The following is a 22,550-nucleotide window of genomic DNA, read 5'->3' as shown; positions in this document are numbered from 1 at the left end:
ATCCGTGCGTTGAACTCCCCCCGGGCAGCATGCACCTCGAGGGCATGGGCCGTTGCTTCAGCCGGCCCAGCCCAGCAGTGGATTGATGGCCAGGAAAAGCACCCCTGCGGCGGCAATGCAGGTCACGGGAGTTGCCAGCCAATACAACACGACGGAGACCACGCGCCTCCAGGCCACCGATTCGTACCGCTGGTTGGCGCCCGAACCCACGATGGAGCTGGTCACCGCCTGGGTCGTCGACAGGGGCATGTTCAAGGCGATCGCGCCGATGAACAGCATGGAGGCGGACACCGCCTGGGCGCCCATGCCGCGCAGCGGATCGATAGCCACCAGCCGGTAGGCGATCGTATGGGTGATGCGCCACCCCCCGCACAGCACCCCGACGCCCAAACAGCCCGCAGCGAGGGCCTGCGCCCAGAAGGGGATTCCCGTGGGGGTGGCGGTCTGCCCGGCCACGAGGGCCAGGGTGAGCATCGCGGCGGTGCGTTGGCCGTCCTGTAGGCCGTGCCCCAGGGCCACGGCCCCGGTAGTGACCGACTGACCCAGCCGCCCGATGGTGTTCACATCAGAGGAGCTGGAATTGCGTAGCAGCCAGGTCAGCGGGATGACCACCAGGAAGGATAGGCCAAAAGCGATCACTGGGGTCAGCAGCAGCGGGATCAGCACGCCACCGACCAGCATCCGGGTGATCCCCTGGGCGCCGTCCCCGCCGAGCAGTGCCGAGGCCCCGCTGGCTCCGGCGAACCCCGAGATCACCGCCTGGGTCGAGGACATCGGCATGGCCCGATACCAGCAAAACAATCCCCAGCCACCCGCGGCCAAGACGGCGGTCAGCAGGATCGCCAGACCGGCGGCCCCATCCGGGACGTTCAAATCGGCGGCGGAGACCAAGGAACTGCCGAACGTTGTGCTGAGCAGGGTTCCCACGACAGTGAAAAATGCGGCCAAGACCACCGCGATCGAGGGGGTCAGCGCCCGGGTACGGACGGCTGCCGCCACGGAGTTGGAGGCGTCGCGGAAGCCGTTGAGGAACGCGAAGGCACAGATCGCGGCGAAGACGCACCACAGCAGCACGGTCATGGTTCCGGCCGGCTCAGGATTCCTTGACCAGGACGCGTCCCAGATGGTCGGCGACCGCCCGCAACGAGTTCACTGATGCCTGCAATTGTTCGGCGACCGCACGGTGGCGCAGGATCGAGGAGGCCTTGGACAAATCGGCGATCTCTCCCAGCCAGGCCCGATGCGTGCGGCGAGAACGGCGACTGAGCCGAATCATCTGGATCCAGACATCCTCCAAGTCATCGGGGTGCTGGAGCCTGGCCAGCGCCTCATTGGTCATCTCCGACTGGCGTCCGAGCATCTCCAACTGTTCCGCAGCCCGACGGGAGACCCCGGACACCGAGGTGGACACCAACAGGTCACCGGCCCCGCAGAGTTCACCCACGGCGTCATGGAGCAGGCGGGAAAACGTGTAGAGATCCTCGCGCGGTAGCGGGTTGACGTAGCTGGTGCGCAGATGTGTGAGCAGGCCATGATGCAGATCGGTGGCCCGCTGCTCGAACTGCTCGAGCTCTCGGATCAGTCCCGGCTGGTCCTCGGAGGGAGCCCCCAGCAGCTCGGACAGGGTTTCCACGCAATGGCGGACCGTGGTGCCCAACTCCTGCAGCAACTCCAGTCCACGCGTCTCCACGGGAAATAATCTGAATTTCACGAAGCTCTACCGCCGGCGTCTGGTGGGTGGACGAATGATTGCGTCCCAGTCTACGCACGGGCCTTCAAAGACCTGACCGGTGGGGTGGTGCCGAACCGGGAGCACCTCTCGGCGGAAGGCCGCTCGAAGCGGCTAAATTTTGGAACCCGGGGCTACCGCGGTCCGACACCGCCTCCATTTTTCTCCGCTACCCCCGGCTGTGTCAACATGGCGCGTTGACTCATAAAGAACCTCCGCTTGTGGCCATACGTTGCCTCATAGCAAAACCTCCGGATGCTTCAGAGTTGCCCACGACCAAATCAGGCGGGACCGTTATGGATGGGACTGACCATGAGTGAGCGCAAGGCAGTAACGAAGCACCTGGCCCAGCGATACCAAAACGCCAATAAGCCGGTGAAGACCGAGATCCTGGACCACGTCGTGGAACTAACTGGCTGGCACCGCGATCATGCCCGAGCCGCGCTGCGCCGGGCCGTTGAACCATCACGACCGAAGCTGGTCCGACAAGGACGAGCACCTACCTATCCGGCGGATCTTCAGCAGTCCCTGATCCTGTGTTGGGCGGTGCTGCGGGCCCCGGCGGGGAAGCTGCTGGCGGCAGCGACGGACTATCTGGTTCCCATGCTCAGGGCCGAGCACGTTCTGGACGTCACTGATGAACAAGCCAGGCTGCTCATGGCGATGAGCGCGGCGACCATCGATCGTCGCCTGGCCCACGAACGGGAAAAGATGCGCCTGCATGGGCGCTCGCGTACCAAGCCCGGATCACTGTTGAAGTCCCAGATCCCGATCCGGACCTGGGCTGATTGGGACGACGCAGTCCCCGGGTTCGTGGAGATCGATCTGGTCTGCCATGAGGGCTCGAACCCGGCAGGGCAATTCTGTTGCACGCTCACCGTCACCGATATCGCCACGGGCTGGACAGTGAACCGTTCGGTGCAGAACAAGGCCCAGAAATGGGTGTTCGAGGCCCTGATGCACGTCAAGAACGTGTTCCCGTTCCCGATCATCGGGATCGATTCCGATAATGGCAGTGAGTTCATCAATGACCATCTCTACCGATACTGCCTGGACAACAAGATCACCTTCACCCGATCGCGTCCGTTGCATAAGAATGATGGCGCGCACGTGGAACAGAAGAACTGGTCCCGAGTCCGGGAGCTGGTTGGCTATCAGCGTTTCGATACTGCCCGGGAATTGGAGTTGTTGAATCGGATCTGGGAGCTGGACCGGGTCTTCACGAACTACCTGCTCCCTCAGCAGAAACTCGTTTCGAAGACCCGTCACGGGGCGAAGGTGAGCAAGAAGCACGACAAGCCAGCCACCGCGTACCAGCGGGCCGCCGGGTATCCCGGGATGGCCAAGCGTCCGATCATTACGATGAATGCTCAATTCAAGAGGATCCGGGTCATGGCCCTGCAACGACAGATCTCTGCCCTGACCGCGGAGCTAGACACGCTGGCCCGGCGTAAGAACAGGGCCCCGGTACCGGTGTTCGATATCGCTAAGGCAAGATCATGAACCCGATTCCTCGCGGAGGTTTTCTAATGAGGCAACGAAGCAGTCTTCCCGGAGGTATTGCTATGAGGCAACAGGCATGGGATCTCGCTAGGTGGGATGCCGGATACTCGCGATGGCGGAACAGATCAGGCGGGGCACTGGTGGCGGTTCAGGTTAATTCGCCGCGCCGCCACGACCGGGCCGCCGCTTCGAGATCCTCCGCCGTCTTCACCAGCAGGTCGGCGTTGCGGGTCAATCGGGTGGCCCGGTCGGCGCTGGAGGTCTCGGAGGCGTCGGCGTGCTCGGCTTGGCCCAAGGAGATGATCCGGCAGAACGCGGCAGTACGTTCCAGAGCCACGTCGAAATCACCGTCGAAGGCTCCGGTCAGGATCGAATCGGTCATCGCCGAGACTTCGTCCGCTCCCGGAGGTTCGGCCACCCCGGCGACGACCCGTGAAACGTCGGCGGTCTGTTGCCCGGCGGCGAAATACGCGGCGTAGCGTTGGGGGTCGCGCCGGGTGGCCGTTCCGAGGGCGTAGAGCCGCCACAGGGCGCCGGGGAGCGAACGGGCCGGGCTCTTGGCCCACAGTTCGGCCAGCACCTCCAGACCCTCCTGATCGGCCAGCTTGATGAGCCGGGCGGTGACTGCGGGATCGGAGTTGGCCCGCCCGTGGTGGACCAACGCCTCGGCCGCCAATTGGCCGGCCTCCGAAATGCGGGCGGGGTCGATACCACTGGCGAAGGGCTCGAAATCTGCCGGGGCAAAAGGTGTCGGGCGGTGGTGTCGGCGTCCACCCGAGCCCGCTGCGGATGTCTGGGCGTCACTCATGTACTCGACGATACTCCGGGCCCAAACACCCCGGCCACGACCTCACTGCAACGGAGAGCGCGGATTGCGTTAGGATATATACCGGCCATCATGGTCGCAGGGGGCCTTTAGCTCAGGTGGTAGAGCATCGGACTTTTAATCCGCTGGTCACGGGTTCGATCCCCGTAGGGCCCACCCGCATCTCGCCCCGTCCCGCATCAGCGGGGCGGGGCGAGATCCGTTTCGGGGTGTCCCCGGGGTGAACCGAATTGGTCCATCGAGCGAAGATTTCAATACGGCAACGATGCTCAGGCCTGCTGTTTCGCCCAGCATGGGCTACCGACTGGTAGCCAGATCGCCGGTATCTCGCTGAAGAGCGGGCGTGGGGCTGATTCGCCGGTACGGACCCGAGTCGGATCTCCGGGGGCGGATCGTGCCCAGAAAGCCACAAGGCAGTTCCCGTCGGGGGCCGGACGTCCTACGCTGGTGGGGTGCGTGTCATCAAGAGGGCCCTGGGGGCCGGTCTGCTAGCCGTCGGCCTGACGGCTGCCTCCATGGTGCCTGCGCTCGCCGAAGGAGCGGATGCCCCGGACTTCCTGACCCCCGACTATCAGCGCTTCCAAGCCCAGTTGAAGCCCGCGGGAGACTTGGCGGCGCCCACACACGACGGCGCACTGCGAGCCGCCGCGTTCAACTCCTCACTCAGCCGCGGGTACGCCGGCGGGTTGGCCCAGGACCTGTCCCAGCCCGGCGACGAGGCAGCCTCGGCCGTGGCGGAAGTCATCCAGCGGACCAACCCCGATGTCGTGCTGCTCAGCGACTTCGACTACGACGAAGACCATGAGGCCGCCGAGGGTTTCCGCACCAATTACCTGCAGCAGGACCAGAACGAACGGCATGCCACCGACTACCCGTACATGTACGTGGCACCGACGAACCACGGGATCCCCACCGGTGCCGATCTGGACGGCAATGGGACCGTCGGGGATGCGACCGACGGATTCGGCTACGGCGAGTTCCCCGGACAACACGGCATGGTCCTGTATTCCAAACACCCGATCCAGCGCGACGGGATCCGGACCTTCCAGAACCTGCTGTGGTCATCGATGCCTGACAACGGACTACCCACCGGGGAGTATTCACCGCTGGTGCGCAGCATCCTGCGGCTGAACAGCTCCACCACGTGGGATGTTCCCGTGAAGGTCAAGGGACATACCGTGCACGTCGTGGCCGCAGATCCCAGTGCCCCCGTCGACGAGGAGGGCAACCAGCAACATCTGCGCAACACGGACGAGATCCGGTTGGTCGCCGACTACGTCTCCGGCGGCGAAGATGCTCAATACATCACCGACGATCAGGGGCAGAGCGGCGGCCTGCCCAAGAATGCGCGCTTCGTGGTCCTCGGCGATCTCGGCGTGGACCCGGGCCAAGACGATGCCGCCCGCGGGTCCGTGAACCAGTTGTTGAGCAATCCATCGGTGAGCGATCCGCGTCCGACGTCGGAAGGCGCCGCGGAAATCGGCACCGACGAGTCCGCTACCTCTGAAACAGAGAAGGCCTCGGCCCCGAAGGCGCGGACGTCGAATGACGATGCTGCCGGCGCCTTGCGCACCGACTATGCCTTGGCCTCGACGACGGTGGACGTCGCAGGGGCCGGCGTGTTCTGGCCCTCAGCCAGGCAGCCGGGACGGGCCCTGGTCTACGGCGACCCGGGTCCCAGCGGGAATCACCGTCTGGTGTGGGTCGATATTGACCTCCCCGGCGCGGACTAGGGACGAAATCCACCGATCGGTTGATCACTGATCGGCAGTTGGTGGGAATAGTTGAAGGCAGGCAATCAGCCTGAACCATCAACGAAAGGTCACCGAAGTGCTCCGCCTTCTCTACACCTCCTTCACCTTCGCGATCGTTGGCGTCTTCTCCGGACTGTTCTATCGGGAGCTGACGAAGGCCAACGACTTCACGGACCGCTCCGCCACGCAACTACCCCTGGTTCACACCCACTTCCTGGTCCTGGGGTTCATCGTCTTGCTGATCGTGATGGTCCTGGAGCGAGTCCTGCACGTTTCCGCGGCAGCACCGAAGCTCTTTAGCTGGTTCTTTTGGATCTGGACCGTCGGCGTGGCGATCACCGGAGGCATGATGCTCGTCAAGGGCACCCTGGCCGTCAAGGGTTCAGATGTTTCCTCCCCGGCGCTGAGTGGGATCGCCGGACTGGGCCACATGCTCCTCACCGCGGGTGTCGTTCTACTTTTCCTGGCGCTGCGCAAGGCAGTTCTTTCCGCGCAACAGGCTCCCCGCGCGTCGGTTTCGCTCTGATGTTCCGGCACGGACGGTCTGTGGCGCCTAAAATCGGGGGATGAAGGAAAAAATTACCGCAGCGGTCCTGGGCCCGGACGGAAAACCCGTAGCCGGTATCCAGGGGGCGATCATCCGGGCCATCGGCGTCCAACGTCCCCTGGTGGTGGCCTACCTGCGCCGATTGCAGCGTAAGCACCCCCGGGCGGACGGCCCGGAAATGGCCCGCCTGCTCCGACGCGACTACCTGGTTGCGGTCACTGGCGGTGGCGCGGCCGTCGGGGCATCGGCGGTGGTTCCCGGGATCGGGACGGCGGCATCGCTGGGCCTCTCGGCGGCCGCTACGGTCGGCTTTCTGGAAGCTAGTGCCCTCTACGCCCAGTCATTGGCCGAATTGCACGGCATCACCACCGAAGACCCGGAAAAGGCCCGGGTGATGGTGATGGCGATCCTGATGGGTGAGGAAGGCAGCGCGATGATCGCCGCCCTGACCCATCAGGCGGCAGGGCGTGGTGTCGGCCCGGTCAAGGGTTGGGGGTCGGTCTTCAGCAACGGAAAATCGTCGGGGGCCTGGGGCGCCATCGGCGCCCAGGTGCAGAAACGCTTCCTGCGCAAGATCCTGGCCACCCAAGGTGCCTCGATCATCGGCCGGGCCATCCCCTTCGGGCTCGGTGCCGCCGTCGGCGGGGTCGGAAACCGGTTCCTGGGCCGCAAGGTCGTCGAATCCGCGTCCCTGGCCTTCGGGCCAGTCCCCACCACCATTCCCGGGGAACTGGAACCACGAAAAGTCATCAGCCAGGTGGTGGAGCCGAGTCGCGTCGCGGACGGTGAGGACCTGGAAGCTGCCCGGACCGCCGTCGAACGCGCGATCGAACAGGAGCGGCTCCGCCGCACCTCCGGCACCCCCTAGACGGCCTCAGCCCAACAGCGTGTTGGCGGCAATGAAGATCGCCAGGCCCGCCAGGGAGCCGACGACGGTGCCGTTGATCCTGATGAACTGCAGGTCCCGGCCCACCTGCAACTCGATTTTCCGGCTCGTCTCGGGTCCGTCCCACCGGGCCACGGTGTCACCGATCAGCGCCGAGATCTGCTCACGGTAGGTGTGGATCAGGTAGCCGGCAGCGGTGGTGATCCACCGGTCGATCTTTTCCGCCAGCACGGTATCGGTGCGCAACCGTGACCCCAGGTCCATGACCGCCCGCACGAAACCGCGGCGCAGTTCGGATTCCGGGTTCTCCAGGGCATCGAGCAGCGCCGCCTTGATGGATTCCCATCCGGTAGCCACCGCCTCGTGCAGTTGCGGATCATCCAGAATGCTGTGCTTGAGCCCTTCCACCTTGGCGATCGTGTCCGGGCTGTGCTGCATATCGCGGGCGAATTCGGCCAGCCAGTCGTCGATGTTGCGGCGCAGCCGATGGTCGGGGTCGGTCCGGACGGCGTCGGTGAAAGCCGCCAACTCGCGGTGTAGCCGTTCACCCACGAAGGTATCCATCATCGACGGCAGCCAGGTGGGGGAGCGCTCGGCGACGAGTTTGACCACTGTCTGACGGTTCACCGCCACCCAGTCGGCAACCCGTTCTGCCAGCAGGTCCACGAAGGGGCGCTGGTGTCCGTCGCGCAGGACCAGTTCGAGCATGCGGCCCAGGGTCGGGGACCATTCCGGTGCCAACATGTGCTTGCGGGCCAGGGACTCGGCCAAGGCCAATACGTCCTCGTCGTTCACCACCGAAAGCAGGGCACGGATCGCCGTCGCCCCTTCCACGGCGACGCGTTCGGCATTCTTGGCCTCGGTGAGCCACGCCCCGGCGGGCGCGGCGAAGGACAGCGAAGCGAGTTTGCTGCCCACGACCTCATCGGAGAGGAAGTTCTCCTCGATGAAGCCGCCCAGGCTCTCACCGATCTGGTCCTTCTTGCGCGGGATGATGGCCGTATGCGGGATCGGCAGACCCAGTGGGTGGCGGAAGAGCGCTGTGACGGCGAACCAGTCGGCCAGGGCACCGACCATCCCGCCCTCGGCCGCCGCCCTGACGTATTGGAGCCACCCATGGGACTCCTGCAGGGCGAAGGACACGGCGAACAGAACCGCCATCCCGATCAACAGTCCCGTGGCAATGGTCTTCATGCGCCGCAACGCTGCGGACCGTTCGACGTCGGAGATCAGCTGCATGGTGGTCCAATCGGTGAGATGTCTCGGTGGCGCGCTTCCACGATAGTTCACCGGCTCGCCAGCGGATCGCAGAAACGAGTCCGGGGCATCGCGTAGCGTATGGAACATGCACCATGTCTACGCACATCGCGGGTCCAGCGCCGCCTACGCGGAAAACACCAGGGCCGCCTATCTACAGGCGCTCGCCGACGGGGCCGATGGGATCGAATGCGACGTCCACCTCACCCGTGACGGCCGGATCGTCTGCCATCACGACCAGACGGTGGACCGGACCTCGAACGCGTCGGGGCGGATCTCCTCGTTCACACTGCAGGAACTGCGCGAGCTGGACTTCGCCTCCTGGAAGGGCCGGGAGATTCCCGCCGACTACGGGACACTGCAGGAACAACTCCTGACGTTGGGCGAACTGGTGGAGCTGGCCGCCTCCGCGGGACGTCCGATCGGCTTGGCCATCGAGATCAAGCACCCCAGCGAATTCGGGCGCCGACTCGAAGACGCCGTATTGGCGGAACTGACCCGGCTGGGTTGGGAGGCGGCCACCTCGAAGATCGGAGACGTCACTCTCAGCTTCATGTGCTTCGATCCCGGATCGGTCCGCCACCTCTCCTCCCGGGTTGCCCCGGACTTCCTGTGCCAACTGGTGACCGGAGCGAACCCCCGAAAGGTCGCAGCCCTCGAAGAGCGCGGGGACCACCTCGGCGCCCAGGTCGCGTCCGTCGTCTACGGGGCCGAACAGGAAGGCGTTCCAGCCATCGAGGCGGGAACAGCCGGCGTTGCGGGCCCGGGCGTTGCCTGGGTGCGCCGCCACGAGGACACCGTCAGGGCGTGGCTCCATCACGGAACCCGGCTGCGCGTGTGGACCGTGGACCGGGAGGAGGACATCGAATTCCTCGCCGGCGTGGGTGTCCAGGAAATGACCAGCAACGATCCGAAGCACACGCGCGACGTTTTGAATTCACTGGCCCGGGCGTGAACACCGGGTCCGAAACGGTGCGGGCCGTCGGCATCGACCGGCTGACCGATGCCGCGGGCATCCATCAGCTTCGGCTGCCGGCCCCGGAATGTGGGGCCGACCAGGTGGTCCTGGCCGTGGAGGCCGTCGCCGTGAACCACGTCGACACCTTCGTCCGCTCCGGGGTCTACGCCACGGAACTGGAATTTCCCGTGGCGGTCGGCCGGGACGCGGTGGGGACCATCGAGGCCGTGGGCGCCTCGGTGACCGGCCTGCAGGTCGGGCAGCGGGCCTGGACCAACAGCCTCGGTTTCGCAGGCCGGCCCGGAGCGACCGCCGAACGGGTCGCCGTCGACGCCGAACAGGCTTATCTACTTCCCCCTGACGTGGACCCGGTCACCGCCGCCGCTGCGCTGCATCCCTGCACGACGGCGGTCCTGGCTGTTCAGCGGCAGGGGAACCTCCAGCCCGGGGAGAGTATCTACATTGCCGGGGGTGCCGGGCAGGTCGGCTCGGCGGCCATCGTGCTCGCCGTGGCCCGCGGGGCCCGGGTGCTGGCCTCCGCCTCGGCCGACGATGCAGGCTATTGCCGCGGACTCGGCGCCCAGACGGTGCTGGACTACCGCGACCCCGACCTGGTGCCGCGACTGCTCCAGGCCGTCCCCGATGGCATCGACGTGCACATCGACACCGCAGGACATAACGACCTGGCGGCGGCGGTGAAACTCGCTGCGCCCCGCGGGCGGATCGTTCTCCTGGCCGGGCCCACCACGGAAGCTGTCTTGCCCGTGGGACAGCTCTACATGCGCGACGCGAGCCTGCGCGGTTTCGCGATCAGCAACGCCACCGTCGGCGAACTGGCCGACGCCGCAGCAACCGTCAACATGCTGCTGGCCAGCGGGGTCTGGACGCCCCGGCAGGTGAGCCTCGGGTCCTTCGACGACGCCGGGTGGGCCCACGCGCGACTGGAATCGGGGCAGAACCGCGGCACCCGGATCGTTTTGCGGCCGGCACCCTGACTCGGGAGGCCCCGCGCGTGGATAGACTGCCGAGGTGAAGTTCAGCCAGTCCCCGGCCGTGAAGACGGGCCTGTCCATCGCCGTGGCGACGGGCCTCTACGGCATCTCCTTCGGCGCGCTCGCCGTGGCTTCCGGGCTGAGCTTCTGGCAGACCGTGGCCTTGAGCGCGCTGATGTTCACCGGCGGCTCACAATTCGCGTTCATCGGGGTCGTGGCCGGCGGAGGTGCCGGTTCGGCGGCCTTCGGTGCCGCCACCCTGTTGGGGATCCGCAACATCATCTACGGGATGCAGATGAACTCCATGGCCCGCCCCACCGGATGGCGCAAGGCGGCCGCAGCCCACGTGACCATCGACGAATCCACGGCCACCGCCGTCGTCCAGGAGGAGCTGATAGAGGTCCGCCGCGGGTTTTGGACCGCCGGGCTGGGGACCTTCATCCTCTGGAACCTGTTCACGATCGCCGGGGCCCTACTCGGCGACGCGCTGGGAGATCCGAAGGCCTGGGGGTTGGACGGGGCCGCGGTCGCAGCCTTCCTGGCCTTGTTATGGCCCCGGCTGTCCTCGCGTGAACCCGTGGCCATTGCCGTGGTCTGCGCGGCGGCCACCGTGCTGGCCATCCCGTTCGTGCCACCGGGCATCCCGATCCTCATTGCTGCACTCGTTGCCGGGGTGTGGGGTTGGGTTGGACACCAGGGACGGGAGGCCCGCGCATGAGTCTGTGGTGGTGGATCCTGGCCGCCTGCGTGGTGGCCTACCTGTCCAAGCTTTCCGGTTATTTGGTGCCAGCCAGGATCCTGGACAAACCGCGCATGGGCCGGGTGGCCGGGACGCTGACCATCGGGCTGTTGGCTTCACTGACCGCTGTGAACACTTTTGCCAGCGGTCAGGAGCTCGTCCTCGACGCCCGGATCGGCGCCCTGCTGGCAGCGGCGATCGCTCTGCTGCTGCGGGCCCCGTTCCTGCTGGTCGTGATGGTTGGGGCGGTGGCCGCGGCATTGCTCCGGCTGGCTGGAATGCCCTAGGACGACGGAGCAGCAACGTTCAGTCGTGCTGCGCCCGGCGTTGTCGGGCGAGGGACACCAGCACGAAGAACACGGCGATGAATCCCAACTCCAGCAGGCATAACACGATCAACGGGATCCACGCGGACTGGCCGATGAAGATGATGGCTCCCATCAGCAATAAGAGGGTGGCCATCACCAGCACGAACCAGGCGAAACCCAAGACCGTGCGGGCACTCCGCATGCCGGTGCGGAAACCGAAACCGTCAGGGACGGGCCCGGCGCCGTGGAACTCGGTGGACCCATTGGCGTAGTGGTCTTCGGCCGGCCTGGGCGGCTGCCCTGTTCGGGCTCCGTATCTTGGTTCATCCGGTTCATCGGGTTCGTCAGGTGAGCGCGGATGCTCCAGCCATGACGGCATGACGATCGCCTCCTTGGGTGGCGTGCTTCATGGTCCAAGTCTGCCTCATCGGCGCTTCCCTGGCACGGGCGCGGCTCAAGCCCAATCGGCCGGCTTGCCAACCCGGCGGAAGGCCGCGGAGGAGAACAACAGCAGCAGCGCGGAGCCGAACAGGGCCACCGTCGCGTAGAGGGCGATCTGGAGGTTTCCTCCGTGGATCAACCAGCCGGCGGCCAACGGGGAGAGTGCCGACAGGCCCATGTTCAGGACCGTGAGGGTCGATCCAGCGCGGCCCTGGAAGTGGATGGGGATCACCGTGAAGACGTAGCCGCTGATGGCCGCACCCGTGGCGGGGGTGGCCAGGCCCAGGATGGTGAACCAGAGGAAGAGGAACGCGTATTCATGGAAGAACACCAGCCCGACGATGCCCGCCATGGCAGTGGTCAAGGAAATCAAGACCAGCGTCGGGACGCGCATCTTCGGCACGACGATGCCACCGAGGATGGCCCCACCGAGCATGGATGCGGCCATGGCGCCATTGAGCCAGCCGATGAGCAGGGGGTCCACTTCCCGGGACACCAGATCCAGTTGGATGGTGAAGACCGCCAGCGTCGTCGCGGCGTTTAGCGCCGTCGCGGCCAGTGCTGCGGCACGCAATGCGGGGTTGGAGAACACGATGCGAAACCCAGAGGAAATATCCTTCGGGATGACCTTGATGCCGGCCCCGATCCGGGACATCCGCCCCTGCCGGGGGGTGTGAGAAGGATCCTTCGTCTCGTCGCCATAAGGGAACAGGTCGGCTTGGATTCGTTGGGCCGAGAGCAGCAGGACCAGGAGTGCGACGGCGGAGAAGGCAAAGGGAAGCCAGGGAGCGAAGGCATAGAGCACGGCACCAAAGGGGCCACCGGCGATCTCGATGGCTGCGTCGCGGCCCTGATTGACGGATTGGGCGCGAGCGAAGTTGCCGCCGCTGACGATCGAACGCAGGGCGGCATTATCTGCCATGCCGAAGAGTGACCTGCCGATCGCGCCGAGCGCGACAAACAGAATCAGGGCGGGAAAGGTCAGCAGGTCCATCGCCTGCAGCAGCGCCACGATCCCCCAGGTCAATGCGCCCAGGCTTGCGCGCCAGATCATGCAGACGCGTCGGTCGGTCCGATCCACCAGGACCCCGCCGACCAGTACGAGCGTCACGAAGATCGCCGAGCTGATGGTGATCAACGATCCGGCCAGGACCGCCGATCCGGTGAGAGCGAACGCAAGCAGCGGCAGGGCGAAATCACGGACCGACACCGTGAGGGAGTCGCTGGTGGTGCCGGCGATCCACCACCGGTAGTCCTTGATGCTGAGGAGCTTCTCTTCGGGGGCGGAGTCGGTACTTTGGGACGACATCTACCGGGCAGCCTCAAGAAGCGGGATAACAGAATGGTTGTGAGTCACAGAATTCACCTTATTGCTATCGTGAATTTTGTCAATGCTGTGGAAAAACTGTAAATAACCGAAGAGTCCAGTCCTTGACGCGAGAGGGCGCGCCCCGCGGTGTAGGTGAACTACTGCTGGGCGGTGGCCAAGGCGGCGGTCTGGGCGGCGATTTCGGACTCCTCGTCGGTGGGGACCACCAGGACGGGGATGGCCGACTCGGGGGCAGAAATGACCCGCGGCTGCTTGCTGCGCTCGACATTGGACATCTCGTCGAGCTTGACGCCCAGGGCGCCGAGACCACCGACCACGCGCTGGCGGAACAACCAACCGTTTTCCCCGATGCCAGCGGTGAAGACGATGGCCTGCGCGCCGCCCACGGCCACGTGGTATCCGCCGATGTACTTCTGCAGCCGGTAGGCGGCGACCTCCAGAGCCAGCTCCGCGCCGTCGTCGCCTTGGGAGGCAGTCTCGACGACCGAACGCATGTCGTTTTCGCCCGAGAGCCCCTTCAGGCCCGAGTCCTGGTTGAGGATGTGGTCCATCTGCTCGGCCGTGTACTCGCCGCGGATGACCAACTGGGTGACGATCGAGGCATCGAGGTCACCGGACCGGGTGCCCATGACCAGTCCCTCGAGCGGGGTGTAGCCCATCGAGGTGTCGATGCTCTTGCCCTGGCGAATGGCGGTGATCGAGGCGCCGTTGCCCAGATGGGCGATGACCGCACGGAAGCGCTGGCGTTCGATGCCCAGCAGTTCGGCGGCTTTGCCGGCCACGTAGTCGTGGCTGGTTCCGTGGAAGCCGTAGCGGCGGACGCCATGACGCTTATAGAGGTCATCGGGCACGGCATAGCGCCAGGCGTATTCGGGCATGGTGCGGTGGAAGGCGGTGTCGAAGACGGCCACCTGGGGGAGTTTGGGCCACTTCTCCAACAGGGCGCGGATGCCCAGTGCGGCCGCGGGGTTGTGCAGGGGAGCCAGCGGTGCCAACCGCTCAATGGCGCGGACGATCTCGTGGGTGATCAGCACCGGCTCGGCGAAGCGCTCGCCACCGTGGACCACCCGGTGTCCGACGGCCTCGATCTGGCGCTCACCCAGAACCCCGTGCAGGTGTTCCTGCACGGTTTCCAAGGCGGCGGCGTGGTCGGGAACCTCCGGACCGCCGATTCGTTCGACCAGCCCGGCGAGCAGGATCTCATCGGTTCCGGTTTCACGGACCTGGTATTTCAGCGAGGATGATCCCGAGTTGATGACCAGTACGAGCATGGGTGGGACTCCTAGTGTTCCTGGGCCTGGATGGCGGTGATGGCCACCGTATTGACGACGTCGTCCACGGTGCAGCCGCGGGAGAGGTCGTTGACGGGTTGATTCAGTCCCTGCAGGACCGGGCCGACCGCGACGGCGCCAGCCGATTGCTGGACTGCCTTATAGGTGTTGTTCCCGGTGTTCAGGTTCGGGAAGATGAACACCGTTGCCTGCCCGGCCACCGAGGACCCCGGCAACTTGGAGGCACCGATGGAGGTGTCCACTGCGGCGTCGTACTGGATGGGCCCATCCACTGCCAGCCCGGGTTCGCGCCGGCGCACCAGATCGGTGGCGGTACGGACCTCGTCGACGGATCCTCCGGTGCCCGAGGCGCCCGTCGAGTAGGAGAGCATCGCCACCCGGGGGTTGACCCCGAACTGCCGGGCCGTCTGTGCCGAAGCCAGGGCTATATCGGCCAGCTGGTTCGCATCCGGGTCCGGGTTGACCGCACAATCGCCGTAGACCAGAACACGGTCCTCCATGAGCATCAAGAAGACCGAAGACACGATATCCACTCCGGGACGGGTCTTGATGAACTCCAATGAGGGGCGGATCGTGTTGGCGGTGGTGTGGGCGGCTCCGGAGACCATGCCATCCACGTGGCCCAGATGGACCATCATCGTGGCGAAATAGGAGCGGTCGAGCAGGCGCTCACGGGCCGATTCAACCGTGACACCTCGGTGGGCGCGCAACCGGGCGTATTCGGCGGCGAACCCCTCCAACAGATCGCTGCGGGCCGGATCGGTGATGGGGATGCCGTCCAGGTCGATGCCATGGGACGCAGCCAGTTCGCGGACCTCGTGGGTATTGCCCAGGATGACTAGATCGCAGATCCCGCGACGGCTGATGATCTCCGCCGCCCGCAGGATCCGCAGATCCTCGCCCTCGGGCAAGACGATCCGCTTACGCTCCGATCGTGCACGTTCCACCAGCTGGTGCAGGAACCGCAGCGGGGTCATGGTCTCCGGTGCCGGCAGCGAGAGCCGGGCCAGCAGTTCGTCCTCGTCGACGTCCCGATACCAGGCACCCAGGGCGGCTGCCGTCTTGCGCGGCTGCCCCGCGGTCAACGCCCCCGAGACCTCCCAGACCCGGTGCGCCGTGGAATAGGTGTCCTCCTCGACGGTGAAGACCGGGAAGGGGGCGGCAGCCAACAGCGGCAGGACAGAGTCCTCGATCGGCCGGGGGCCGGTGAGCAACAACCCGGCGGTGGTGGGAAAACCGGGGGTCCTGGAGGTCGCCACGGCGGTGGCCATGACGTCGGAACGGTCAGCCGGGGCGATCACCAACGAATCGTCCCGGTAGCGGTCGAGCAGATAACCCACGTTCATGGCCGCGACCAGGACATGGTCGATGTCGCGGTCCAGTTCCGGGGCACCGGCGACCAGCCGGGCGCCCAACGCCGAACTCACTTCCCCGACCGTGGGCCGGATGATCTCCGCGATCTCGGGCAGCACATACACCTTGCGGTGCCGCAGTCCCGGACGCACGGACTCCCGGATCTGATCCGCCAGCTCCGGGTCGGCCCGGTTCACGATCATCGACAGGAGGGAGACGTTTTCCTCGTAGAAACCCTTGCGGGCCAGGTCGACGGCGTCCACGGCCTCGGTGACGGTATGCTCCGCCGCGTTGATCACGCCCACCACATGGCAGCCCAGATGGTTGGCCAGTTGGGCGTTGAGCCCGAATTCCAGGGCGGCATCGTGATCGGATAGGTCGGTCCCCTCCACGATGACGACGTCGACATCGCGGGCGATCCGGCTGTAGGTATCCAGGGCCCGGGAATGGATTTCGTCGAGATTCCCGGCGACGATGAGTTCGCGGGCCTGCGCTCGGGTCATCGCGACGCCGACATGGGACTCGTCCAGATCGAAGAGATCGCGGATCAACGCGACAACGGGGTCGGTGTCCACATCGGGGCCGTCGGTGATGGGACGGAAAAAGCCGATCCTGTCGGCGTGGCGGTGCAAGAGGTCCGCCAGACCCAGGGTGACCAGTGACTTCCCGCTGGCGGGGGTGGATGCACTGACATAAATGCCGCGGGCCATGGGTCTCCTTCGAAGGCGGTCGCTGTGCCTGACCCATCGTGCCACGCCGGACGCGGCAATGCCCACGACCCCGATCACATCCGGGCGTGGGCATTGCCGCAATTTTTGGCTCAGGCCGCGGTGGTCTCAGGAGCCGTGAGCCGACCATCGCGCATCGTGGCGACGGCATCGGTCAGCGGAACGAATTCGGTGTCGTGGGTGACCATGACGGTGGCGACCTGGAATTCGTCGGTGACCTGGCGCAGCAGCCTTACGATCGAGTCACTGCGGTCGTGGTCCAGTGCCGCAGTCGGTTCGTCCACGAGCAGCACCTTCGGGTCCCCCATGAGGGCCCGGGCGATGTTCACGCGCTGACGTTGACCCCCGGAGAGCTGGTGCGGACGCTTATGGGATGCCTCGTCCAAGCCGACGATCCCCAGCAGTTCGGCGGCCCTCACCCGTGCTTCCTTCACCGATTTGCCGCGTAGGTGGTCCACGATGACCAGTTGTTCCAGCGAGGTCAACGAGGCCAAGAGGTTCGGCTGCTGGAAGACGATGCCGATCTTCTCGCGTCGCAGGGTGGTCAGGTCCTGATCGGAGAGTCCGGTCGCTTCGGCCCCGTCGACGAAGACCCGTCCGGCGGTGGGACGGACCAATGTGGCAGCGGTGGCCAGGAGGCTGGACTTCCCCGAGCCGGAGGGGCCGACGAGGGAGAGCATCTGACCGGGGCGGACGGTGAGGTCGACGCCGTCCAGTGCCTTGACGGTACCCTCGCCGTCCGGGTATTCGAGAGTGACGTCGATCAGGCTCAGCGAGCCGGTGTTGGCGGTGGTGGCGGCGGGGTCGTATTCGGTGGTGATGGTCATGGGGCGTTTTCCTTTAGGCAAAGACGGAGGGGTGGTTCGGAGGGGCCGTGCCGGGACGGCCCGGGGCGTTAGTTGCCGCCCAGGGCGATTAGCGCGTCGACCTTGGTGGTGCGCCGGACGGCCAAGGCCGATCCGGCCAGCCCCAGGACGACGATCCCGAGAATGGGGAGCAGCGTCGTCGTGGCGTCCACCAGGAAGGGCGCGGCTTGGGCGGCAAAGAATCCGCCGGCGACCCCCACGGCGCCACCCAGTGCGGCGCCGGCGATCAGGACGATGGCGGCCTGGGTGATGGCATCGCGGAGGATGTATTTGCCGGAGCCGCCCAGCGCCTTGAGCACCGCGATATCGCGGGTCCGCTGGACGGTCCAGACGGTGAGGAAGGCGACGATGACCAGTGCCGAAATGCCGTACAGGAAGGCCTGCATCATCAGCAGCGAGCCGTGCTCGCTCTGGTAGGCGCCCAGGGCTTGGAAGGCGCCGGTGCGGGTAGTGGTCACGGTATCGGCGGCGGAGTTCGCTGCCGCCTCGTCGACGGTGGCACCGTCGTCGTAGGTGATCGCGGTGACGGTGCCGACCTGATCGGGGTTGGTCAGATGGGCGAGCTTGGTCCACGTCGGCAGGGCGGTCCAGACGACGCTGGTATGTGAGTACCACTGGTCCTCGACGACGGAGGCGACCCGGAGTTCGGTTCCACCCAGGGTGACCTGATCGCCGGTGCCGACCGACAAATCCTCTGCGGCGGTCTGGCTCAGCACCACGGTGTCGTCCTCCACGGTGGCCGGAGCGAGCTGGCCTGTGGTTTCGACGCCGAAGACGGCGACGTTGGTGGTACCTCCCGCGGTATCGGCGGAGCCGGACTGCAGGCGGGTTTGGCTGATGCCCAGCGGCTCGGCATCCTTCACGCCGTCAGCGCCCCTCCAGGTATCGACTTGGGCCGCGGTGACTTCACTTTCGGTGAAGGACGCCTGGGGCTCCGCATTTCCGGCGGCGCCGAAGGCGATGCTGTCCACCGGCTTGGACGTTCCGCTGGCGTGGATTGAACCCAGTTTGGCGATGGACGATGTCGACTGGTCACCCAGTCCGGCAGTCAGGCCCGAGAGCATGACCAGCAGCAGGGTGATCAGGGCGACGACGCCGCCCATCAGGGCGAAGCGGCCCTTGGCGAAGCGGATGTCACGGATAGCGAGGAACACGGTGTACTACTTTCGGGGGTCGTGGTGGCCGGATGGCCTATATATCCACTGTCCCGCGGAGCGTTCCCCGTTCCATCAACCGATCGGTTGATCCTGATCCAGCCCTAGATTTTGGAGGTCTCCAACTCGATCCTGCGGCGGCCCTCCGGCCCGACGAAACGGTAGGCGACGAGCAGCATGAGGGTCCAGACGGCGCCGACCACCAACGCCGTCCGTCCGGCTTCGCTGAAGCCCAGGATGAACACGATAAAGACCATGAAGGCCAACCCCAGGTAGCTCAGCACGGGCCAGAACGGCAGGACGTAGTTGCCCGGTGCCTGGCCGGTAGCCCGCAGTTCTAGACGCATCCGGTGGTGAGCCAGCAGGATGGTCCCCCAGGTGAATACGGTGGCGAAGGTGGCGATGGAGGCGACGATGAGGAAGAGCTGGTCGGGGATCCAGAAGTAGAGACCCAGACCGATCAGCAAGCACACCGAAACCATGGCCACCGGCCAGAGCGGGATCCCGTTGCGGGAAAGACGCCCGAAGGAAGCCGGCGCATTGCCCTGCTCTGCCAGCCCGTACATGGTGCGGGTCGCTGCGTAGAAGATCGAGTTCATGGCGGAGAGGGCGGCGGTGAGGACGACGGCGTTGATGATGTGTTCCGCAGCCGGGATGCCCAGACCGGCGAAGACCTGCACGAAGGGGCTGCCCTCGGAGCCGATCTCGTTCCAGGGGAACAGGCAGAGCATCACCCCGATGGAGAGCACATAGAAGATCAGGATGCGCATCGGCACGGTGTTCACGGCCTTCGGAATGGCCTTCGCCGGGTCACCGGTCTCCCCAGCGGTCATGCCCAGGGTCTCGATGCCACCGAAGGAAAAGACCACGATGCCCAGGCTCATCACGATGCCCCAGACACCGAAGGGCGCGAAACCGCCGTGATCGAAGAGGTTGTGCAGACCCGGCTGGTAGCCGCCGACGTTGACAGCGAAGACGATGAGGTAGAGGCCGCCGATGATCATGGCGATGATGGTGACGATTTTGACGAGCGTGAACCAGAATTCCAGTTCCCCGAAGACGCTCACACGCAACAGGTTCAGCCCGCCGATGAGCAGCATGGCGGCCAGCATCCAGATCCAGCCCGGTGCCTCCGGATACCACATCCCCATGTACTGACCCACGGCCGTCATATCGGCAATGGCGACGACCACCATCTCGAAGGCGAAGGTCCACCCCACCAGGAATCCGGAGAGGGGGCTGATGTACCGGTTCGCGTACTGGGCGAAGGATCCGGCCACCGGGTGGCGAACGGCCATTTCGCCGAGGGCGCGCATGACCGTGAAGACCACGCAACCGGCGATGATGTAGGCCACCAGCACCGCAGGCCCGGCCGCCTGGATCGTCTCGGCGGACCCGTAGAACAGGCCGGTGCCGATCGCCGAACCGAGGGCGATGAAACGGATGTGCCGGAGGGAGAGCTTCCGCTCGAGGGAGGGCCCCGACGTCGTCGGCGGGGTGGAAGTCCGTGATTCTTGCATGGTCCTGCCTGGGGTAGCGGCTAAGGGAAGGCGGTCCACGGTGTCGGCGAACCGCATTAACTGTGGCACAGGATGTGCGTCTGAACACAATGCATGGGTGACAACCGGCTCCCGTGGTGGGATCCTGAGAGCATGATCGTTGCCTTCTCTGTTTCCACCAACATGCCGAACACCGACGGGTCGGTCCACGAAGCCGTGGCCGCTGCCGTGCAGGTCGTCAGGGATTCCGGCCTGCCGAACAACACGTCCTCGATGTTCACCGAGATCGAAGGGGAATGGGATGAGGTGATGGAGGTAGTCAAACGGGCCACCGAAGCGGTCGCCGCTTACGGCAACCGGGTCTCGCTGGTCCTCAAAGCCGATATCCGCCCCGGCCATACCGGTGAACTCACCGGCAAGATCGACCGTCTGCAAAAGGCGTTGGAACGTAGCCACGGCTAACCGGTGGCCGCGGGGTCTGCCGGCGGCATTAAGCTGGTGGGGTGCGAATCAACGACTACACCATCCGTCAGGCCACGGCCGAGGACATTGACGCGACGCTGTCCATGAAACTCGCGGCCTGGCGCGAGACCTACGCCGATCAGCGCCCCGCCTCCTTCTTCGAACTGCAGGAATCACGCCACGAGCGCCAAGTGGACTGGTGGACCCGCGGCCTCGCGGCCGGCGCAGAGCTCTGGATCGCCACCGATCCAGCCGGCCGGATCGTCGGCTGTGCCGGCGGCGCCCCCGTCCTGGACGAGGACGCCGCCACCGGAGCCACCGCCGAACTGCAGATGCTCTACGTCCTCTCCGAGGCTTACGGCAGCGGTCTGGGCGCAGGGCTGATGCGCGCCGCGATCGGCAACCTCCCGGCGGCGCTGTGGGTGCTCGAGCACAATCCGCGCGCCCAAGCCTTCTACCGCAAGCACGGCTTTGACTTCGACGGCACCCGTGAACTGCTGGCCGACGAGTGGGAGGGCCTGTACGAGCTGCGCATGGTCCGGCCGGGACCCCGTGGCTAAATCCCGCTCCCGCAAATCCTCGACGCCGGCGACTGCCGCCGAGACCGGGCCGGTCGCCGGGGACTACCCGATCGACACCGGCACCGCCACACTGGAACGCGACCCCTACGACGACGACGGCTGGATCCTCAAGGTCAACGGCGTCCCTTCATCCCATGTCGATCTCGCCGACCCGTTGCGCTTGGACTTCGAGTACATGCGTTGGATGGCAGCCCTGGTGGGTGCCCGCTTCCCGCAAGGGCACGACGGCGGTGGCCACCGGTTGCGGGCCCTGCACCTGGGAGGGGGCGCTTGTTCGATGGGACGGTGGGTCGCCGCTGCCTACCCGGATTCCCGCCAGGTGGTCGTCGAGCTGGATGGGCGCCTGGCCGAGCTGGTGCGCGGTTGGTTCGATCTGCCGCGCGCACCACTGCTGCGCCTGCGCACCGGCGAGGCGGGCGAGGTCCTGCGGTCCCTGACCGATGACACCCGGGATCTGCTCATCCGTGACGTCTTCGCCGGGGATAAGACCCCTGCGGACCTGACCACCGTGGGCTTCACCCGCGAGGCGGCCCGCGTCCTGGCCGGGGACGGGCTGTACATCGTGAACTGCGGGGACACCCCGAAATTGGAGACGGCCCGCCGGGAGGCTGCCACCATCGGTACCGTCTTCGCCCACACAGCGATCGTGGCCGACCCGGCGATGCTCAAGGGACGTCGCTACGGGAACATGGTCATTGCCGCCTCCAACGCCCCCATCCCGGCGGGCCCGGGCATGTTGCGCGAGCTACTCGGCGGTGCAGTGCCAGCCCAGCATTGGGATGACGCCCGCGTCCGCTCCTTCGCCGGGACCTCGGCGGTCATCGACGATGGACCGGGAACCCCCGGCTAGGAGGCCTGGAAGTCGCCCGTGCGCACGTATTCGAGGTAGAGCTCCAGCACCCGGGCGGCCGATCTGCTCATCGGCTGCGGAGGCTCAGTGAGTGGGTGGAAGGCGATTTCGGTGACCTCGGATTCCTCGGCATGCGTCGGCCCCCGGGTCCCGCGCCAGAGGAAACACAGGGCGAAGGCGTGCACGCGGTCCCCGTTGGGGTAGTGCAATTCGTGGTATTGCGGATCCGACAGCGCAGCAAAGGGGACCAGTTCCGTCGGCGGGGCGATCAGCCCGGTCTCCTCGGCCAGTTCGGTGCATGCAACGCCCCGGAAATTCTGTCCGGGTTCGGCAGCCCCTCCCGGGAACTCCCAGCGCCCGGTGTCGACCCGGCGTTGGAAGAGGGCCTGGCCGTCGTCGTCCAGGACCACCACCTGCGCGCCGGGAACCAGCAGCAGTCGTGAGCCCACGTCCTGGCGCAGTTGCCACAGATACGACCCTTCATGTCCCATCCGG

23 protein-coding genes and 1 tRNA gene are annotated in these 22,550 nt (G+C 65.9%); 12 read left to right on the top strand and 12 right to left on the bottom strand.

The genetic code is table 11. The annotated features are described in order from the left end of the window. Positions 1–57: 57 nt before the first annotated feature. Together FM101_RS07245 and FM101_RS07240 are read right to left on the bottom strand one after the other, a co-directional pair. Positions 58–1,080, bottom strand: a complete 1,023-nt coding sequence (locus tag FM101_RS07245) for an inorganic phosphate transporter (RefSeq protein ID WP_086997598.1) — start codon at positions 1,078–1,080, stop codon at positions 58–60. Between the two features lie 13 nt (positions 1,081–1,093). After that, positions 1,094–1,690 carry a hypothetical protein gene (locus tag FM101_RS07240; RefSeq protein WP_241895493.1) on the bottom strand — a complete coding sequence of 199 codons (597 nt, stop codon included), beginning with the start codon at positions 1,688–1,690 and terminating at the stop codon, positions 1,094–1,096. A gap of 351 nt (positions 1,691–2,041) precedes the next feature. On the opposite strand from FM101_RS07240, the gene FM101_RS07235 reads away from it, so the two are divergent. Next, a complete protein-coding gene (locus FM101_RS07235) occupies positions 2,042–3,232 on the top strand; it encodes an integrase catalytic domain-containing protein (protein ID WP_086997593.1) in 1,191 nt (396 codons plus the stop codon). Positions 3,233–3,380: 148 nt separating this feature from the next. Here FM101_RS07235 and FM101_RS07230 read toward each other — a convergent pair whose 3' ends face one another. Beyond that, the gene (locus FM101_RS07230) at positions 3,381–4,040 is read right to left on the bottom strand and encodes a hypothetical protein (RefSeq protein ID WP_086997590.1); all 660 of its coding nucleotides are present in this window, start codon (positions 4,038–4,040) and stop codon (positions 3,381–3,383) included. A 101-nt stretch (positions 4,041–4,141) separates the two neighbouring features. On the opposite strand from FM101_RS07230, the gene FM101_RS07225 reads away from it, so the two are divergent. The 4 genes from FM101_RS07225 (at position 4,142) to FM101_RS07210 (ending at position 7,227) form a co-directional block, all read left to right on the top strand. Then, a tRNA-Lys gene (locus FM101_RS07225) sits at positions 4,142–4,214 on the top strand. Positions 4,215–4,510: 296 nt separating this feature from the next. Next, entirely contained in the window at positions 4,511–5,791 is a 1,281-nt protein-coding gene (locus tag FM101_RS07220) for an endonuclease/exonuclease/phosphatase family protein (RefSeq protein ID WP_086997587.1), read from the top strand. Between the two features lie 97 nt (positions 5,792–5,888). Further along, positions 5,889–6,338, top strand: a complete 450-nt coding sequence (locus FM101_RS07215) for a DUF2871 domain-containing protein (protein WP_086997584.1) — start codon at positions 5,889–5,891, stop codon at positions 6,336–6,338. Between the two features lie 40 nt (positions 6,339–6,378). Further along, positions 6,379–7,227 carry a hypothetical protein gene (locus tag FM101_RS07210; RefSeq protein ID WP_086997581.1) on the top strand — a complete coding sequence of 283 codons (849 nt, stop codon included), beginning with the start codon at positions 6,379–6,381 and terminating at the stop codon, positions 7,225–7,227. A gap of 6 nt (positions 7,228–7,233) precedes the next feature. Here the strand turns inward: FM101_RS07210 and FM101_RS07205 are convergent, their stop codons facing one another. Next, positions 7,234–8,592: a DUF445 domain-containing protein gene (locus FM101_RS07205; protein WP_241895377.1), complete on the bottom strand. Its 1,359-nt coding sequence runs from the start codon at positions 8,590–8,592 to the stop codon at positions 7,234–7,236. On the opposite strand from FM101_RS07205, the gene FM101_RS07200 reads away from it, so the two are divergent. Genes FM101_RS07200 through FM101_RS07185 form a run of 4 tightly spaced genes read left to right on the top strand, consistent with a single transcriptional unit; the run spans position 8,591 to position 11,478 of the window. Beyond that, on the top strand, positions 8,591–9,457 hold the full coding sequence (locus FM101_RS07200; RefSeq protein WP_086997578.1) for a glycerophosphodiester phosphodiesterase: 867 nt from the start codon (positions 8,591–8,593) through the stop codon (positions 9,455–9,457). The two genes, FM101_RS07205 and FM101_RS07200, sit on opposite strands and share 2 nt — an antisense overlap. Next, positions 9,454–10,455 carry an NADPH:quinone reductase gene (locus tag FM101_RS07195; protein ID WP_198962420.1) on the top strand — a complete coding sequence of 334 codons (1,002 nt, stop codon included), beginning with the start codon at positions 9,454–9,456 and terminating at the stop codon, positions 10,453–10,455. Before FM101_RS07200 ends, FM101_RS07195 begins: the two co-directional genes overlap by 4 nt. Positions 10,456–10,489: 34 nt before the next feature. After that, the gene (locus FM101_RS07190) at positions 10,490–11,170 is read left to right on the top strand and encodes an AzlC family ABC transporter permease (RefSeq protein WP_086997576.1); all 681 of its coding nucleotides are present in this window, start codon (positions 10,490–10,492) and stop codon (positions 11,168–11,170) included. After that, positions 11,167–11,478, top strand: a complete 312-nt coding sequence (locus FM101_RS07185; protein WP_086997573.1) for an AzlD domain-containing protein — start codon at positions 11,167–11,169, stop codon at positions 11,476–11,478. Before FM101_RS07190 ends, FM101_RS07185 begins: the two co-directional genes overlap by 4 nt. Positions 11,479–11,497: 19 nt before the next feature. Here FM101_RS07185 and FM101_RS07180 read toward each other — a convergent pair whose 3' ends face one another. From FM101_RS07180 to FM101_RS07150, 7 genes are all read right to left on the bottom strand, one after another. Next, complete coding sequence (locus tag FM101_RS07180) at positions 11,498–11,878, bottom strand: hypothetical protein (RefSeq protein ID WP_086997570.1); 381 nt, start codon at positions 11,876–11,878, stop codon at positions 11,498–11,500. Between the two features lie 75 nt (positions 11,879–11,953). Further along, positions 11,954–13,249: an MFS transporter gene (locus FM101_RS07175; protein WP_086997568.1), complete on the bottom strand. Its 1,296-nt coding sequence runs from the start codon at positions 13,247–13,249 to the stop codon at positions 11,954–11,956. A 158-nt stretch (positions 13,250–13,407) separates the two neighbouring features. Further along, positions 13,408–14,541 carry an acetate/propionate family kinase gene (locus FM101_RS07170; RefSeq protein ID WP_086997565.1) on the bottom strand — a complete coding sequence of 378 codons (1,134 nt, stop codon included), beginning with the start codon at positions 14,539–14,541 and terminating at the stop codon, positions 13,408–13,410. A gap of 11 nt (positions 14,542–14,552) precedes the next feature. Beyond that, the gene (gene pta / locus FM101_RS07165; protein ID WP_086997562.1) at positions 14,553–16,625 is read right to left on the bottom strand and encodes a phosphate acetyltransferase; all 2,073 of its coding nucleotides are present in this window, start codon (positions 16,623–16,625) and stop codon (positions 14,553–14,555) included. A 110-nt stretch (positions 16,626–16,735) separates the two neighbouring features. Then, positions 16,736–17,470 carry an ABC transporter ATP-binding protein gene (locus FM101_RS07160; protein ID WP_086997559.1) on the bottom strand — a complete coding sequence of 245 codons (735 nt, stop codon included), beginning with the start codon at positions 17,468–17,470 and terminating at the stop codon, positions 16,736–16,738. A gap of 68 nt (positions 17,471–17,538) precedes the next feature. Further along, the gene (locus FM101_RS07155) at positions 17,539–18,663 is read right to left on the bottom strand and encodes an ABC transporter permease (RefSeq protein ID WP_086997557.1); all 1,125 of its coding nucleotides are present in this window, start codon (positions 18,661–18,663) and stop codon (positions 17,539–17,541) included. Positions 18,664–18,767: 104 nt separating this feature from the next. Beyond that, positions 18,768–20,183 carry an amino acid permease gene (locus tag FM101_RS07150; RefSeq protein ID WP_086997555.1) on the bottom strand — a complete coding sequence of 472 codons (1,416 nt, stop codon included), beginning with the start codon at positions 20,181–20,183 and terminating at the stop codon, positions 18,768–18,770. A 132-nt stretch (positions 20,184–20,315) separates the two neighbouring features. Between FM101_RS07150 and FM101_RS07145 the strand changes: the two genes are divergently transcribed. Genes FM101_RS07145 through FM101_RS07135 form a run of 3 tightly spaced genes read left to right on the top strand, consistent with a single transcriptional unit; the run spans position 20,316 to position 22,055 of the window. After that, entirely contained in the window at positions 20,316–20,624 is a 309-nt protein-coding gene (locus tag FM101_RS07145) for a thiamine-binding protein (protein ID WP_086997647.1), read from the top strand. A gap of 41 nt (positions 20,625–20,665) precedes the next feature. Next, positions 20,666–21,184 (top strand): GNAT family N-acetyltransferase, encoded by a 519-nt coding sequence (locus FM101_RS07140; RefSeq protein ID WP_086997552.1) that lies wholly within the window; start codon positions 20,666–20,668, stop codon positions 21,182–21,184. After that, on the top strand, positions 21,177–22,055 hold the full coding sequence (locus FM101_RS07135; protein WP_086997550.1) for a spermidine synthase: 879 nt from the start codon (positions 21,177–21,179) through the stop codon (positions 22,053–22,055). Before FM101_RS07140 ends, FM101_RS07135 begins: the two co-directional genes overlap by 8 nt. On the opposite strand, the gene FM101_RS07130 is transcribed toward FM101_RS07135, so the two are convergent. Further along, the gene (locus FM101_RS07130; protein ID WP_086997547.1) at positions 22,052–22,546 is read right to left on the bottom strand and encodes an NUDIX domain-containing protein; all 495 of its coding nucleotides are present in this window, start codon (positions 22,544–22,546) and stop codon (positions 22,052–22,054) included. The genes FM101_RS07135 and FM101_RS07130 overlap by 4 nt on opposite strands. Positions 22,547–22,550 lie beyond the last annotated feature (4 nt).

Source organism: Arthrobacter rhombi, assembly GCF_900163545.1.
GTDB lineage: Bacteria > Actinomycetota > Actinomycetes > Actinomycetales > Micrococcaceae > Arthrobacter_H > Arthrobacter_H rhombi_A.
Note: the sequence above shows the minus strand (reverse complement) of the source record. Positions and strands in the feature narration are given on the sequence as shown.